At 35.8% G+C, this 17,709-nt stretch carries 12 protein-coding genes and 1 tRNA gene; 2 read left to right on the top strand and 11 right to left on the bottom strand.

Annotated features, from left to right (window positions below; all coding sequences use genetic code 11):
* Positions 1-429: 429 nt before the first annotated feature.
* The 7 genes from DW721_RS14640 to DW721_RS14610 form a co-directional block, all read right to left on the bottom strand.
* Positions 430-798, bottom strand: a complete 369-nt coding sequence (locus DW721_RS14640) for a rhodanese-like domain-containing protein (RefSeq protein WP_118746170.1) — start codon at positions 796-798, stop codon at positions 430-432.
* Between the two features lie 561 nt (positions 799-1,359).
* Positions 1,360-2,313: an AEC family transporter gene (locus tag DW721_RS14635; RefSeq protein WP_118746169.1), complete on the bottom strand. Its 954-nt coding sequence runs from the start codon at positions 2,311-2,313 to the stop codon at positions 1,360-1,362.
* A 95-nt stretch (positions 2,314-2,408) separates the two neighbouring features.
* A complete protein-coding gene (locus DW721_RS14630; protein WP_118746168.1) occupies positions 2,409-5,054 on the bottom strand; it encodes an ABC transporter permease in 2,646 nt (881 codons plus the stop codon).
* The gene (locus tag DW721_RS14625) at positions 5,054-5,734 is read right to left on the bottom strand and encodes an ABC transporter ATP-binding protein (RefSeq protein WP_022013294.1); all 681 of its coding nucleotides are present in this window, start codon (positions 5,732-5,734) and stop codon (positions 5,054-5,056) included. Before DW721_RS14625 ends, DW721_RS14630 begins: the two co-directional genes overlap by 1 nt.
* A gap of 539 nt (positions 5,735-6,273) precedes the next feature.
* Entirely contained in the window at positions 6,274-7,371 is a 1,098-nt protein-coding gene (locus DW721_RS14620; protein WP_182436342.1) for a HAMP domain-containing sensor histidine kinase, read from the bottom strand.
* 109 nt (positions 7,372-7,480) lie between these two features.
* Complete coding sequence (locus DW721_RS14615) at positions 7,481-8,167, bottom strand: response regulator transcription factor (protein ID WP_055940514.1); 687 nt, start codon at positions 8,165-8,167, stop codon at positions 7,481-7,483.
* Positions 8,168-8,177: 10 nt separating this feature from the next.
* Positions 8,178-9,569, bottom strand: a complete 1,392-nt coding sequence (locus tag DW721_RS14610; protein ID WP_118746166.1) for an MATE family efflux transporter — start codon at positions 9,567-9,569, stop codon at positions 8,178-8,180.
* Between the two features lie 366 nt (positions 9,570-9,935).
* Between DW721_RS14610 and DW721_RS14605 the strand changes: the two genes are divergently transcribed.
* Positions 9,936-12,416: a leucine-rich repeat domain-containing protein gene (locus DW721_RS14605; RefSeq protein WP_118746165.1), complete on the top strand. Its 2,481-nt coding sequence runs from the start codon at positions 9,936-9,938 to the stop codon at positions 12,414-12,416.
* Positions 12,417-12,720: 304 nt separating this feature from the next.
* Here DW721_RS14605 and DW721_RS14600 read toward each other — a convergent pair.
* Positions 12,721-12,791 (bottom strand) — tRNA-Gly (locus DW721_RS14600).
* Between the two features lie 450 nt (positions 12,792-13,241).
* Here DW721_RS14600 and DW721_RS14595 point away from each other — a divergent pair.
* Positions 13,242-14,618 carry an aldehyde dehydrogenase family protein gene (locus DW721_RS14595; RefSeq protein WP_118746164.1) on the top strand — a complete coding sequence of 459 codons (1,377 nt, stop codon included), beginning with the start codon at positions 13,242-13,244 and terminating at the stop codon, positions 14,616-14,618.
* Positions 14,619-14,708: 90 nt separating this feature from the next.
* Here the strand turns inward: DW721_RS14595 and DW721_RS14590 are convergent, their stop codons facing one another.
* The 3 genes from DW721_RS14590 to cysT all read right to left on the bottom strand — a co-directional run bounded on the left by DW721_RS14590 (position 14,709) and on the right by cysT (position 17,613).
* Positions 14,709-15,794 (bottom strand): ABC transporter ATP-binding protein, encoded by a 1,086-nt coding sequence (locus DW721_RS14590; RefSeq protein ID WP_055940502.1) that lies wholly within the window; start codon positions 15,792-15,794, stop codon positions 14,709-14,711.
* Positions 15,795-15,905: 111 nt separating this feature from the next.
* Positions 15,906-16,730 carry a sulfate ABC transporter permease subunit CysW gene (gene cysW / locus DW721_RS14585; RefSeq protein WP_055940499.1) on the bottom strand — a complete coding sequence of 275 codons (825 nt, stop codon included), beginning with the start codon at positions 16,728-16,730 and terminating at the stop codon, positions 15,906-15,908.
* A gap of 52 nt (positions 16,731-16,782) precedes the next feature.
* Positions 16,783-17,613, bottom strand: coding sequence for a sulfate ABC transporter permease subunit CysT (gene cysT / locus DW721_RS14580; protein WP_118746163.1), 831 nt, complete (start codon positions 17,611-17,613; stop codon positions 16,783-16,785).
* Positions 17,614-17,709 lie beyond the last annotated feature (96 nt).

Here is a 17,709-nt window from a genome sequence, read left to right as displayed (position 1 = left end):
CATCCAATCTGTTTTTATTTTTGTTATTGCTAATCATTTGAAAAACTCCCGCTTTTGTCTGGTATCTTTTTCAATATACATTACGCATCTTTCATATCATAGCATAGTTTTAATGTTATGTGAATTTTTTTTCATTATTTATATCGCTATACAAGTAACAGTTCAGCCCAAAAAAGATAAGTCAATAATACATGAGCTTGCTCAATGTATTATTGACTTGTTTTTTGGGGCGGAATAGCCTTTCATTTATGAAATGAAGTAAACACAAGCTGCACACTAATGAATAAATTTTATAAAATTGCAGCATTTAAAAAGCAGTCTTTCCACATATGTCCATTGCCTTATAAATAAACATATACCGGGATGACCGCTTTTTATCTCATCAGCACAGCAATTCTGTTTTTATCCTATCGCAATCCTGATTTTTATTTAACCGTATATCTCCTTGTATTTTTCAAATCCTCCGTTAAGACTTACCACCGGATAACCGAGTTTTACAAGATCCCTGGTGGCAACTATACTCTGATTTCCTTTATCACAATAAAGAATAATAAGTCTGATACCATTTTTATTAAAAATCTCCCTATCCTCATTTGTCACATAACTTCTTGATAAAATTCTTCTTATGTCCTTTTCCAGCAAATCTATATCAATCCAAACTGCCCCCGGAATGTGTTCGGCATCATAATCTTTTTTATCCCGCAAGTCGAAAATCAATACATCGCTCCTGCCAAGATACTCTTTAAGCTGCTTTGACGGAAGGATGCGGATAGAATTTTTAATATTATCGAAGTTCATAATTTTGTGTCTCCATCATATATTTTAAGTATAAATACTAAAGGGTCGGTCGCACGGGGCACTGTTTATACAATATGCAGATAATAAATCTGTCATTAACATCTTCATATCGTATAGATTATACTTATTGCGACAACCTCGTATAATTTATTTTATGAAAAAGCTCTTTCATATGTGTATGATTATAAAAATAAAAAATATACATTTTTCCATCATTCTAACAATAGATTCTTTATGTTTAATATTAGAATATGTCTAAAAATAAGTGTAGCAATCTGTAAATACTATTGCAAATATGAATTTTTTGTAAAAAATATTGAATTTTTCTTCATATTTCATTAAAAAATTGTTGCTATTTTCCAAAGTTATGCTACAATAATGCTTGTAGTTTACTAACATGTATAGCTGTTTTAAATATTCCTGTGGAGAGGGTGTGCAGCTTTCAGCTTATACATTGTTTATTATTTGTTCCCACCTATTTATAAAGAGCCAGCCGTTTCGTTCGATAGAAACGGCTGGTCTTTTTCTTGTCATTTTTGATATACTATTCTTTAATTATTATTACTGGATAAGTGACAATGATTTCATCAAAAATATCCATCCCGTAAGCGTAACCGATGAAAATAATGTGGTACTTACCACTATACTTGCTGCAAGTGTGTCATCACCGTCCATATTTTTTGCCATTATGTATGATGTAGGTGTGCATGGTGAAGCAAGCATTATCACTATCGCAATGAGTTTCTGGTCACGGAAACCAAAATATGCTGCGACAGGCAGAAAAATACCTGCAAGAACGACAAGTTTTATAAGTGATGCCGCCATAGTCGGTTTAATCTTTGCAAGTGCTTTTCTGCCCTCAAATGTCGCACCAATTGAAATAAGTGCAAGCGGTGAAGCCATAACTGCGAGATTGTTTATCGTCTTATCAATCATTCTCGGAAAATTTATATTTAAAAATGATGCGGCAAGACCGAAGAAAATTCCTATTATTATAGGATTTTTAAGTATATTTTTCAGTGCGTGTTTAATCCGGCTGTTATCTCCAAAATTTTCCTTATTGTTGCTTTCCAATGTCAAAATAATAACTGCAAATATATTGTAAAGCGGCACTGAACCGATTATCATAAGTGGTGCCATGCCCGATGTTCCATAGATATTCTGAATAAACGCTATACCTAAAATAGCGGCACTGCTTCGATATGCTCCCTGAACAAACGCACCTACCATGCTCTTATCTCTCATAAATTTCTTAGCAAGAAACCATACCACGAGGATTGAGGTAAGCGTCGCAATAAAACAGAAACCGACATATTTAAAATCAAAGTTCTTTCTTATATTTGTATCTGCAAGATCTTGAAATACAAGGCACGGCAGGCACGCCTTGAAAACACATTTATTTGCCACACTTGCAAAATGCTCGTCTATAAGACCTATCCTTTTGAAAAAATGTCCGATGACTATCACCGCAAAAACCGGAACCGTCGCATTCAGACTAAATAAAAAATTGTTCATTTTCTTAACCTCTTTCAATGATTTATTTATAGGATAGAAGTACGATAATAAAATGTCAATGGCTGTTATAAAAAATGCCACTCCCCCCGATATTATTAAATATTATCATTTCTAAGTGTCTCGATTACATTATCTTTTTTAATCTTTTTCATTGTGTATATCATGCTTGCAAATACTACTATAAATATACTTATCACAACGACCACGATGCTCTGCACCGGAATATAAAATCCTACATTAAATCCCTCACTCATTATATTGAACATTGCATAGGTAGCAATTACCGCCATTACCATACCAAATATAAGACCTTTTATTCCATAAAATACACATTCATAATTCATCATTTTATTCAGACTCTTTTTTGTCATTCCGACAGATTTCAGCATTGCAAATTCCTGTCTCCTTAAAAGAATGTTTGTGGAAATTGTATTAAATACATTTGCAATAACAATCAGTGAGATAAGTACGATAAATCCATATGAAAAAACATTGACTATCATTACCATCGCATTACTTGTTTCCTTATCATGTGTATAGTCAGCTATATAAGGTATATAATTTTTTAACTCACCTGACATTTTTTTATTTATGAAAGCCTTAAGGTTTACTTTTGCCTCTGAATGTTTTTTTGCCTTAAAAGCAAATGTGTAATAATTATTTTTTACAACTCCCTTTGGCATATTTCTGATTTCTGAATATGGTTTCACTATCGTTAGGACATTATTATCACTTGCATCTCCAATACAAAGTGGAAGTTTCTTATTACATCTGACTACACTTACATCCTGTGACGCAAATGCCTCTTTTCCTGAATAAACCTTACTCTCCGCACTTTCTCCATCATCATCAGGAATCTCAAAATAATACTGGCTGAGTTTCTTATAACTATCTACATTACCAAGTTCATAACCTTTCTTTTCCTTTGCCTGATATATCTTTATAGCTGCATCTGATTTTATAATGTCATATGAATAATTCTTCTTTTCGTTTTCATTATAAATTGAAAGATGAGGCCATGCCAAAGCATTTGTATTTTTTATATTGTTTTTCTTTATATACTCATTATATATATCATCTTCAAGATACCATATATGAGAATCTATCCTTATGATGCCCTTTTTCTCATCGATCATTTCCGGATTCATCTTCTTAAGACCGTTAAGATACTCGCTGTCTACATCTTTTATATTTATTTCGGCAATTACATTATCATACATACTATAACCACCATCATCTATATTATCTACTCCCTTAAATCCCTTTAACGCATTTTCAACCGTCTTAAAACTTTTTTCAACCGCACTTTTTTCAACTTCCATTGACAAATCCGCCACCGTATTACTGCCATAAAGCTCCAAAGACTTTGACATATACGAGGTGAAACTGTTCACCGCCACAAAAAGTGCCGTGCTTATGGCAATAGAAATCACCATCACCCTCTGTTTTCGCTTATTTCTCTTAAAGTTTTTGTCGGCAAGCTTCCCTTCAAAACCAAACAATCTCCCTAAAAGAGGATTTACTTTTACATTTCTTCTCTTAAGTCCCATACTTTCATTCTGTTTAAGAGCCTGTAATACCGTTAGTCTGACGGCTTTTACTGCCGGTATGAGTGCCGATACCAATACTGTGATAACCGTTACTGCTACGGCTGTAAGCACCCCCGCTACAGATATATGCATTGTAAGTGAAATTCCCGATGTTCCCGAATCTGTAAGCATCATCGCAAACTGATTTCCAAGAAGATTTAATGTAATACCAATTCCTATTACACCGCATATTATACCAATCGGAATTCCTATTATACAAAGTATTCCTGCCTCAAAAAACACACTTCTTAAAATCTGCTTTCTCGTCGCACCTGCCGATTTGAGAAGTCCAAACTGTTTTGTTCTCTCACTTATGGAGATTGAAAACGCATTATGGATAAGCGACACTGACGCAACCATTATTATTGCCATAAGTATGCCTGCCATACCATATAAAAGTTTGTTGTATGTGTGGTTTTGTGACTCTCCGTAAAATTTTAAAAGTACGCTGTGTATATAACCGGTTATCTCATCTTCATCCGAACCTGCATCTGCTTTCTTTGCCTTTTCAAGTTGCTTCATAAGTGTCTCAAATGTCCCCTCCACTTTTGAAACATTTTTGCATTTAAAATACATCGTGTAAGATTTTGGTGATATAAGACCGCTTTTTGTAAATATCTGCATATCATTAGATGTATCACCATTACTTGTGACCACTTCAGAAAAACCTGATATTTCAAACTCCCTGTCTTTACCATCAACCTTTAATTTTATTTTGTCCCCTATCTTACTGTTTTCAAAGTAAACGCTTCTTGCCATATTAGTCATGATTATCTGAGAATTATCCTTTGGCATATGTCCGCTTTTAAGCTTCACAGTAAGCATTGCTCTGAAATTATCATCTATTCCTGAAAATGAAATATCTTTTGCCTTTCCCTGATTATCATATATCTCAACATAACTTTTCTCGCTTATGTCTGCGGCTTTGTCACATATCTCCTCTTTTGACTTTTTATCAATATTGTATATCTGCCCCTGCCACTCACCCGACTGGTCCACCACAATATCAAGCATATAATTCTGTAAACTTGTTATTATACTTGTTATTGAAACAAACATTGCAGTTGCAAGAATAATGCCAAGTATTGTGACAAATGTACGCACCTTATTTTTCAAAAGCGTCCTGAGAGTAAATCTGTTTATGATGTTCATTATCTGTTCACCTCATCTCTCGTGATGTGTCCGTCCTCGATTGCAATTATCCTGTCAGCCTGAAGTGCTATGTTTTCATCATGTGTTATCATGATAAGTGTCTGGTTATATTTTTTATTTGACTTCTTTAAAAGCTCCATTATCTCCTGACTGTTCTTGCTGTCAAGGTTTCCCGTCGGCTCATCGGCAAGCACAACTGACGGTGAATTCATAAGTGCCCTGCCTATTGAAACTCTCTGCTGCTGCCCTCCTGAAAGCTGGTTAGGAAGATGCTTCTCCCTGCCGTGAAGTCCCAAAAGGGCAACCATCTCCCGTAAACGCTCCCTGTTTACTTTTCTTCCGTCAAGCTGAACCGGGAGTGTTATATTCTCAACAACATCAAGCACCGGAATCAGATTGTAAAACTGATATACAAGACCGACCTGTCTTCTCCTGAAAATAGCAAGCTGTTCCTCATTCTGTTTAAAAACATCCTTACCATCCATAAAAACTTTTCCCGATGACGGTTCATCAACAGCACCTAATATATGAAGCAATGTTGATTTTCCCGAACCTGACGGTCCTATGATAGCAACAAACTCGCCCTTTTCTACTGAGAATGAAACACCATCAAGTGCTCTTACTTCATTCTCTCCCTTTCCGTAAACTTTTGTGAGATTTTCTACTCTTAAAATTTCCACTCTATTTCCTCCATTCTAAAAACTATGTACCTGTTTTTGTCCCTCGCTTCATGATATCATGAACGCATTTGCGTTCATATTAGAAGTTGCTTCGCAACTTCATAGTGTGCAAATTACATGCACAAATTTATGATACCATGAGTCCCAAAGGACTCATATTGAAAGTTGCTTCGCAACTTTACTATGTGCAAAATGCATACACAAATTTATGATACCAATTTAACATATATAAATTACAACAGGGTGACTTTTAAATGACAAAATTGTCACTTTAGAAATAAATAACAGAGCGGATTGCGAATATTTGCCTGATATGAATACAATGGAAGTCTTGACTTTGTTGTTAGTGATTTTCTCGGCTCTGTCATACATAGACAATCATAATAGCAAAAAAAATAGCATCCCTGACCGCCTAAAGTTGAGGATGCTATTCTTAATCATCTAATATACTGAGGGCAAATCGGATATCACATCCGATTTGCTTTCTGAGTAAATTATACATCAGGGTACTTGAACTTTCAAGTACCCTTTTTAATTTTTCACACTATTGCCTTATAAAACCTTATATCAAATGAAGTCCCCTGCCCTACCTCGCTCGTAACCTTTATCGTTCCGTTAAACTGCGTTATAATACTTCTTGACAGTGCAAGTCCGATGCCTACACTTTCACTTTTATATTCCATTTCAGAACTTACGCTTAAATTTCCGTTATCCTCATAAACCGCTCCGCTGTTCTTAGGTTTATCTGGCTTATTCTTACTTTTTCCTTTATAAAATCTCTCAAATATATGTGGCATATCCTCTTTTGCAATACCCGTTCCATTGTCACTTATGACTATCCTGCTGTATAACGCATTTTCCTCACAGCTTACCAAAATCTTTCCTCCCTCAAAACTATGCTCCATACAGTTTTTCAATATGTTTCCCAAAGCCTCAACAAGCCATTCTCTATCAGCTGTCACTTTTGAGTTTTTCTGATATGAACGCTCAAAGCTTACACCTCTTATATCAAGCGGTATCTCTATAAGTGAATATGCCTCATCAATAACTCTGCTCATTTCAATATCTTCAATATCAAAATCGACCATACCTGCATCAAGCCTTGATATTCTAAGCAAAGCTGTTATCTGCCATTTTATCTTTTCGGCAAGTGTCATTAACTCCCTTACAAGAGCAATTCTTCGCTCATATGTAATATCTTCCTCACGAAGAAAATTTAAGATAAGATTTATCGAAGTGAGCGGCGTCTTTATCTGGTGTGAAATATCCGCTATCGAGTCTGCAAGAAATATTTTATCATTCTGAAGCCTTTCGGTCTGTTCCCTGAGTTTTATCACAAGTTTTTCCACCTCATCGGAAAGCACAGAAAGCTCTCCCTCTCTATACTGCTCAAATGACAGATGTTCATCCCCATGCAATATCGCATCTATTTTGTCACTTATGCCCGCAAGTCTGTCATATCTTCTTTTTGTAAAAAATATATTCAGACTAAACTGCACAACCCCCGCTATACATGTGACCAATGCCACTTTCACATTCCGCTCTGATAAAATATATGTAACAACAACAGCCGCTGCCACAATAAGCAGATTTATAAATCCCCACTTTTTAACCTCACCATTTCTCCAAAAATTCATTTTATCCCTCATTTCTACTTCTTCTACAATTAAACTTTTGCGAAACTCTTGTAAGCTATAATTAAATTGTTCAAATATAATAAATAGTGAGTTTCACAATCATCTGTTGTTACAGACACCTGTATCCCATACCTCTGACTGTCTTTATTATCTCTGGTCTCTGAGGGTCATTCTCAATCTTTTCCCTGAGCCTTTTTATATAAACAGTCAACGTATTATCATTCACAAACTCTCCTGACGCATCCCATATCTCCTCTAACAGTTTATTTCTCGACAATACATTTCCTTTATTTGCGGCAAAAATCAGAAGAAGTCTGTATTCTAAAGCAGAAAGAAAAATCTCCTCGCCGCTTTTCGTAACCTTGCCGCCCGTCGTGTCAATCTTCACATCCGCAAGTTCTATAAAATTTGAGATGCGTCCGCTTCTTCTAAGAACACTTTTTATCCTTGATACAAGTTCTCTCGGTCTGAACGGCTTTCCGATATAATCATCAGCTCCCATATCAAGCCCCATAACGACACTGTACTCATCACCCGAAGCAGTCAGAAAGATAACCGGAATATCCGTGTTCTGCTTAATCGCCGTACACACAGCAAAACCATTGCCATCCTCCAGCGAAACATCAAGAAGCACAATGTCAACATCCTGCATATGCTCATCAACATATAAAAGTGCATCTTTCTGCCCCGTTACACTGTTTACTACAAAGCCCTCGTTATTTAAAAACTCCGTCAAATTTTTTATAATTTCTTTGTCATCCTCGACTAAAAGGATGCTGTATAACAGATTACCCATAATTTCCTCCTTACACCACCAAATTCGTAATCCACACGCCTTTTTTCACAAGAATATATCCAAGCACAACCTTTATTATATCCGCACTCTGCACTATTATATAAATCGTAAGTATCGGAAGTGCTGTAAATTTACACAGCACAAACGCAAGCGACACGGACACTACCCATGTAAAAATACTGTCAAACAAAAATGTGATTACCGTTTTTCCGCCTGAGCGAAGCGTAAAGTATAACACATTCAAAAATCCCTGCAGTGGGAAGAATGAAGCAGTTATTATGATAAACCACTGTCCCAAATGCCTTACCTCGTCTGAGGTATCGTAAAGCTTTGGAAAAAATCCTGAGCCGGCAATCAGTATAGCAGTGAGGAACACGCATATTCCTGCGGTGAACCACATAAGTTTATTTGATGCCTTTTTTGCTTTCTCAAATTTTGATGCTCCAAGATACTGTCCTGATATAATCCCTACCGCATTTCCCATTGCAATAAAAACAACATTCAAAAGATTACATATGGCATTTGATATATTCATCCCCGCTATAACTTGCAACCCTTTAATTGAGTAACACTGCGTCATCGCTGCTATGCCTCCCGACCAGAAAAACTCATTTAAAAATATAGGAAGCCCCTTTATTATGATTACCTTTACTTCACTTATCGAAATCTTAAGTGTCCTATATACGCCTCGTAAAAATTCGTATTTTTTTATGCTTAAATGTGTCCAGATAACGACAACAAACATCTCAACAAATCTTGCAAGTACAGTCGCTATCGCCGCACCCTCTACGCCAAGTCTCGGGAATCCAAACTTTCCATATATAAGAAGATAATTAAACACTATATCAATAACAACCGATGCTATACCTCCGACCATTGGTTTTATGCTTTCGCCCATCTCCCTTAAACTTCCCGCATAAATCTGTGTAAACGCAAATGGAACAAGACCGATAAGCATTATATGAAGATAATCAAGTCCCAAATCAAGCGTCTGAGCCGAATTTATCCCACCGTCACTGCCATGCAGATACAAACCTATCATTTTGTCTCCTGCAAAAATAAAAGCTGCAAGTCCACAGAGCGTAATAGCTGCTGTTATCCAGATTTTCAATCTGAATACATTCTGATACCCCTTTTTATTGCCCTGCCCGAAATACTGCGCTCCATATATTCCGGGACCTGACAAGCCACCAAATATCGCCAGAAAGAATACAAAGACAAGCTGACCTACAATAGATACCGCTGTCATACTCTCAGTACCCAGACTTCCAACCATAAGGTTGTCGACAAGACCAACCGCATTTGTGATACCGTTTTGTATCATCATTGGGACAGCAAGTGTCATAGCCTTTTTATAAACTGAATTTCCTTTACTTTTTGTTCTTACCTCACTTTTGTTCATTTGTATAAGCTCCTTAAAAATAACATATAATAAATCTTTTTGTGCTATAAAAGACGAGAGGAAAATCCTCTCGTCTTTATTCTTCATATACCTATTCTACTCATCTTTCCTAAAAATTACAAGCATTATTTAAACTTTATACTGATGAGATGTAACAGTTCCGCCCCTCATTTATTAGTTTCGCAATCACCTATTCTATCCCCATATTCTTTAATTTTTCCTTAAGATTATATTATTTATGATTTAATCTGCAACATTTTACTTTTTTTCCTGTTATTATATGTGTGGGAACAAACTTATATATGCAGAAAAGGTCTGTTATCCGCAAAGCAGACCTTTTCTGCAAACAAAAGGAGGTAGAATACCATGAAAAAAAATAATTTATTAAAAAAACTAACCGCTAATGCCATAGCAGTTACAATTATCATATCGACTGCATTTTCAAATATAAACCCTATATACACTGAAGCAGCAAATAAAAAGCCATTTGTAGATGTCAATGATTATGGAATTTTGACATCATGCAATACCAAAGGAACTTTTCACATTTCCAAAAATATAAGTGCCATCTCTGCGAATGCATTTGACGATGCTCATATAACCGAGTTTACGGTTGACAATGACAATCCGTTATTCAAGACTGTAGACGGTGTATTATTTACCAAAGACGGCAAAAGACTTATAAGATTTCCTCAGGAAAAATCCGGAACATACACAATTCCTGCCGGTGTTAAGACCATTTCCCAATACGCTTTTAAAAAATCCCGCAAACTGACAGAAATAGTCATTCCTGACTCTGTATCCAACATAGGAGAAGGTGCTTTTTACGGATGCCGTTCCCTCACAAACATCACACTTCCTAAAAAAGTCACAAAAATCCATCCATATACATTTTATAACTGCCTGTCATTAAAAAACATAAAACTAAACTCAAGCATTAAAAGACTCGGCTATAAAGCTTTCAAAAAATGTAAGAGCCTTGAGTCATTGACAATTCCAAAAAACATTACAAAAATAGAATCTGAAACTTTTAAGGAATGTGAAAATCTGAAAAAGGTCGTTCTTCCGTCAACACTTGAAACGATAGCATACAAAGCTTTCAGTAATTGTAACAGCTTAAACACTATGAAACTCCCAAATGGACTTGAATTAATCGATGACTATGCCTTTTATGCCTGCAATAGCCTAAAATCAATAAAACTGCCCGACAATATTGACAAAATATATGATCATACCTTTGCTGATTGTAAAAATCTCAGTTCAGTTTACATTGGAAAAAACACCACTATAATAGGATACATGGCATTTTCCGGCTGCACATCATTAAAAAACATCACAATTCCCGCCAATGTTGAAAGTATTTCAAACACTGCTTTTGACAATTCCATTGAAACATTTAAGGTATCGTCTGACAGCACAAAATTCTCTGCATCCGACGGAATTTTATACAATAAAAATAAAACCACAATCAAAAAATTTCCTTGTCTCAAGTCAGGAAATTATAAAATGCCAAACACTGTGAAAAAAATTGCAAGCAATGCTTTCACAAACTCTGAATCATTGAAAAATATTACCTTTTCAGATAATATTACTATTTTATATCTGGATGAATTTAGAAATTCAGGAATAAATACAATGCATCTTCCTGCAAAGCTTGAATATGTCGCCGGAAATTCATCATACTTGAAAAAACTTACAACCATAACCATTCCTGAAACAAACAAACGCTTTTTTACATATGATGATGTATTATATTGCTATTATGATGTTCAAAATTATGTATCTTCAAATGCAAATTCAAACTGGAACAGTGCAGCAAATGCGGCAAATTGCAGTATGCTGATATATCCTACAGCAAAAACCGGAACAGTAACACTTTTAGAACAGACATACTCCACAAATATTCCATCAGAAAACAGGGCATCTTATTTTAAGACAACATCTGTCACAACCGGAACAGCCTTTTATGCTTCTGATGGCGGCACACTCACTGATTCTAAGAAGACAATAATTTATGAAATTCCCGGCAAAATAAAGAAAATATCACTCGGCAGTAAGATGAAATATATCGACACTATTTACAACAACAAAAAATTTCTTACTGATATTAAGAGTTACAGCGTTTCTTCACTCAATAAATATTACACAGCCAAAAATGGTGTTTTGTATAACAAGCACCTCACAAAACTGCTTGATTATCCTTCACAGAGAACAGGCAGCTATGCATTTCCAGGCACCGTAATATCTATAAATCAGACAGCTTTTAAAAATGCCGTCAAACTTAAAGAATTAAAAATAAGTAAGAACATTGAAAATAATAAAACACTTTCACTTATAAACTGTAATTCTCTCTCAAAAATAACAATACCTGAGGGATCTGACTTAAGAAAATTAACTTTATATTTAAACGAAAAGGTCACACCAAAACTTATCTCGATACCAACATCACTCATCTCATTTAAAATGCATGGTATATCAGATAAAATGGGTGAAGTAACATCAATACAGGGATTTACAAACACCTGTGCCGACAAAGCCGCAAAAACATATAAGCTAAAATTTATAAGCAAAGGTGTTGTTCCTAAAAAGGTAAGAAAAGTCAAAGTCAAAGCTTATATAAATGAAAGATATGTCAAGGTAACCTGGGCTAAAGCATCCGATGTGAGTGGCTACGAAATATACTCTGATGACAACGATACCAGATATATCAAAAACAATAAAACAACAAGTACAAACATATATATAGGAAAAAACGGCTCAATCATACTGTATATAAGGGCATACAATATTGTAAACGGCAGGAAATTATATTCAAAAGCAAAGAAGCTGGATATATATCTGAATTAACAATAAAACTTTAACATTACAAATAGATGCACATTACTAAAAATGTATATTGTAAAAAAGGCACACTGTAAAAAAATATACATCACAAAAAATTTATGCTAAAAAGAAAAGGCATATTACAAAAAGAGATATTGCACTGTAATCAACAACAATTCCAGTGCAATATCTCTTTTATTTATACTCAGAAATATACTTTTTCGTTCTTAGCCAGGCAGATATCCGCAATACGCTCTGCGGCTTACTCATAACATTAAATCTACCGTTTAATTCAATTTCATAACTATCCGTTCAAAGGCATAAAAAAAGCGGGTGATGGGAATCGAACCCACGTATCCAGCTTGGAAGGCTGGTGTTCTACCATTGAACTACACCCGCGTCAAAGACAAGAACTATTATAACACATTGTTTGAAAAATGCAAGAGGAAATTTGATTTTTTTTAAATTTTTTGTAACAGTTCAGCCATAAAAAGATAATTGGCAATACAATGAGCTTGTTCATTGTATTGTTAAGTACCTTTTTATGGTAGAATAGCCTTTCATTTCTGAAATGAGTAAACATAAGCTGCAAAGCAGCGACTGACAGCTCGCTGGCAGGTTTATGAATGTAAGAAATGAAAGGCTGAACTGTTACAATTTTTTTTATAACCAAATTTGTGTTAAAATAAATTTCAGAGAAAAACAAGCACATCCAATTATGATAACATACCATAAAAATGGATATTTAAAAAGAGCATGACAAATACTATATTTGGTGAATTGCAAAACTAATCATATGTTGTGTTAATTTCATAAACACATAAATTGATATAAGAAATGAGGAATATTATGGAACAGGCAAACAAATATATCAAAAATATAATAAACACCCAGCGTACTTTTTTTAACAGCAACAAAACAAAAGACATTATATTCAGAAAAAAAATGCTTTGCAAACTTAAAAAAGCAATAAAACATAATGAAAAGAAAATACTTAGAGCACTTTATCACGACCTCGGAAAGTCAAAGGCTGAGTCCTATATGTCAGAAATCGCAATGGTCTACCATGAAATAGATACCGCACTTTCCCACATCGATAAATGGAGCAGACCAATGCACGCAGCGGGTACCTTAAGTACATTCCCTGCAAAAAACTATATTTACAGCGAGCCATACGGTATAGTCCTTATCCTCGCACCGTGGAACTACCCTGTCAATCTGTCACTCTGCCCTCTGGTCGGTGCGATTGCAGCAGGAAACTGTGCCATTTTAAAATGCTCAAAAAGCAGTCTTATGACCTCAGATTTAATTCAGGATATTATTAACAGTACATTCAACAATAGCTATATATACTGCACGGACGCAGATATAGATTACGATGCGGTTCTTAATCAGAAATATGACTATATCTTTTTCACCGGAAGTCCTGCTGTGGGCAAACAAATAATGAAAAAAGCAAGTGAAAATCTTACTCCGATTTCACTTGAACTCGGTGGAAAAAGCCCTTGTATAATAGACGAAACTGCTGACCTTAAACTTGCTGCCAAACGAATAGCATGGGGCAAATTTTTAAATGCAGGACAAACCTGCATCTCCATAAATTATGTACTCATACATGAAAAAGTTAAAAATACATTTATAAAAGAACTTTTCAGAGAGATAAAACACCGTTACAAAAACGCTGCATTTAACAGCTCTTATCCAAAAATAATAAACAGACACCATTATAACCGCCTGAAAAAACTGCTTGCATCAGAGACAAAAGTCATAGGCGGCATCTGCAATGACACTGAACGAAAAATCTCTCCGGCAATTTTACCTGACACAGACTTTGACAAACCGGTAATGCAGGAAGAAATCTTCGGACCACTTCTGCCGATAATAAGCTATCGCAGTTTAGACAAAGCGATACAAACCCTGAAAACAAAAGAAAAACCTCTCGCCTGCTATGTATTTACAAAGAAAAAAGCCACCGCCAATAAGATAATACACGAAATATCTTATGGCGGGGGCTGTATAAATGATGTTGTCATACACATCTCAAACCACAATCTCCCATTTGGCGGAGTAGGAAACAGCGGTATCGGCGGCTATCATGGAAAATATAGTTTTGAAACATTCAGCCATAGAAAGAGTATTGTCAAAAGCAGCGGTAAATTTGACATACCACTCAGATATGCACCTTACGGAACACTTAAATACCACCTTTTGAAAAGATTTTTGTAAAATACAGCCACTTTATTATGTGAATTTACAAAGCAATAGAATTTTATAAGCACTTCCCTGTCATTACTATGACAGGTGGTGCACTTGTTCTTATATCACCACACTCTCATTATTCCTTACTGCCTCATTCACAACCACATCAACCTCATCTTTGTCATCATCAACAAGATATATCTTATGTAAAAACAGATTTACACTCTCGCCCTCCTCAATAAGTTCCTGACCTATAGGTCTGTTTGCGATTACAATCTCGTTGTGAACTCTTATCCTAAGTTCAAGTCCGTTTCCACGGAATGAAACCCCCTCTACCACTCCCTCCTCTGTCGTGACAGGATACGGATTAAATTCATTCTTCTTTCTGACCGTAATAAATTCAGGTCTTATAACAGCCGTTTTTCCGTCTGAAGCACTATGAAAACCATTAAATGAAACATAATCTTTTATCAAAACAGGTTCACCCAAAAACTGAGCCATGAACGGAGTTTTAGGATTGCCGTAAACCTCCACCGGTGTCCCTACCTGCTCTATTCTTCCCTTATTTGTCACAATAATCTGGTCTGCCACCTCTATTGCTTCATCCTGGTCATGCGTTACAAAAATACTTGTTATCCCTACCCTGTTTATGAGTTCCCTAAGCCATGACCTTAATTCCTTGCGGACTTTTGCATCAATAGCCGCAAATGGTTCGTCAAGCAGAAGAAGATGCGGCTGCGTTGCAAGTGCCCTCGCAAATGCGACACGCTGTCTCTGACCTCCTGAAAGCTGTGTCGGGTATCTCTTTTCAAATCCTCTCAAACCGACAAGTTCAATAAGTTCATATACACGCTCTTTTATCTCTGCTCTGCTTTTCTTCTGTATTTTAAGACCAAATGCTATATTGTCATACACAGTTTTATACCTAAATAAAGCATAATTCTGAAATACAAAACCGATTTCTCTCTTACTTGCCGGAATATTATTTACCTGTTTTCCATCAATATAAATCTCTCCTGAATCCGCATTTTCAAGACCTGCCAGAATTCTTAAAATCGTTGTCTTTCCACTCCCACTCGGTCCTAAAAGACCTATAAGTTTTCCCTTTTCAACTGAAAAACTAACATCATCAGATGCCTTATAATCGTTAAATGTCTTATTTATATGCTTAAGCTCGACATACGCTTTCTTATTGTCCTGCATACTTATACCTCACTTCTTTCATACTACTGACTATTTAGAAATTTGTGAAACTATCATTATCTATTATTAAATTGTGCAATTAACACAGCCTACAATGAGTTTAGCAGCCACCTATTCCATACTTTTTTCAAAAATGTTCTTTAAAACGAGAATTACAAGTGCCATCACCACAAGGATAGCCGACATTGCAAACGCTCCCGTAAAGTCAAATGCCTGATACAAAAGTTCTATGTAAAGCGGCATTGTATTTGTAATCCCCCTCAAATGTCCTGACAACACGGAAACTGCTCCAAATTCTCCCATTGCTCTTGCCGAGCAGAGTACAACTCCATATAAAAACGCCCATCTGATATGTGGAAATGTTATCTGGGTAAAAATCTGAAATCCGTTTGCTCCCATAAGTGCGGCGGCTTCCTCCTCGTCTGTCCCCTTAACCGTCAAAACAGGTATGATTTCTCTTGATATAAAAGGAAATGTGACAAATATTGTCGCAAGGACTATTCCGGGAACTGCAAATATTATCTGAATACCCCATTTTTCAAGGAAAGGATATATCGCACTCTGCCTGCCAAATGTAAGTACAAATATAAGACCGGCGATTATTGGAGAAATAGTAAGCGGCAGATCTATTAAAGTCGATATAAGTTTTTTGCCACGAAACTTAAAGCGTGTTATAAGCCATGCCGCAAAAATTCCAAACACTGAATTTATGATAACTGTTATCACAGTAACCTTTACGGTAAGGAAAATTGATTTAACTGCATATTCATCCGTAACCGATGAAACAAAAACTTTCCACCCCTCCCTCAATGCTGTATAAATGACATATACCAGCGGAAGTACAAGCATTACAATTAAAAATACGATGCTGACTCCAATCAGAAGCCATTTAACAAAACCTTTGTTATTTCTTATCTCCAATATCTTCACCTCCATGAAAATCAAATCCCTGGTACATTGAACATAAATTTATTATTTGTTCGCTGTACTAATCAATTCCACTTACGATTTTTGATGTATGACTTTGTATCAATGCGTTTATAAAAAGAATTATAAATGATATAAACAGCATGACAAGTGCGATAGATGTTGCACTCGCATAGTCAAACTCCTGAAGTTTAGCCATTATCATAAGCGGTGCTATCTCTGTTTTGTATGGAGTATTTCCGGCAATAAAAACAACACTTCCATACTCACCTATACATCTTGCAAAAGCCATTGTAAAACCTGCTATAAGTGCAGGGCGTATTTCAGGAAATATCACACTAAAAAAGATACGGGTACGGGAAGCACCAAACATCGCTGCCGCCTCCTCATACTCCTTTTCCACCTTTTCAAGCACTGGCTGAACACTTCTTACCACAAATGGAATTCCTATAAAAACAAGAGCCACAGTAATTCCAATCCGTGTATATGCAATTTTAACTCCGATTTTTGAAAAAATCTGTCCTACCCAGCCCTCAGGTATTGTAAGATGCGTAAGTGCAATACCCGCAACGGCTGTAGGCAATGCAAAAGGCATCTCGATAATTCCATCCATAATCTTTTTGCCAGGAAAATCATACCTCACAAGAACCCATGCGATAATCATTCCCATCACAGCATTTATCAATGATGCAGTCAATGCCGTCAAAATGCTCACCTTATAACTCGCCAGGACTCTCGGTCTTGTCACTGTCACTAGAAAATCATGCGGTGACAGTTTAAGCGAAAAGAATACAAGCGAGCATAACGGAATAATAACAATAAGTCCAAGTATTGCCATAACAATCCCAAAAGATAACCCGAAACCGGGAATCACACTTTTCTTACGCTTCATATCAAACTCCATTTCTAAACAACTTAATGTTAAAATGTCATGCTAATTAATTTATTACTACTCATATAGCATTTTGAAAAATAACATTTATTTGCA

The sequence above is a fragment of the Clostridium sp. AM27-31LB genome (assembly GCF_003480745.1).
In the GTDB taxonomy this organism is placed as follows: Bacteria; Bacillota; Clostridia; order Lachnospirales; family Lachnospiraceae; genus Butyribacter; species Butyribacter intestini.
The sequence above is the reverse complement of the archived record's forward strand: the minus strand, read 5'-3'. Positions and strand labels throughout refer to the sequence as shown.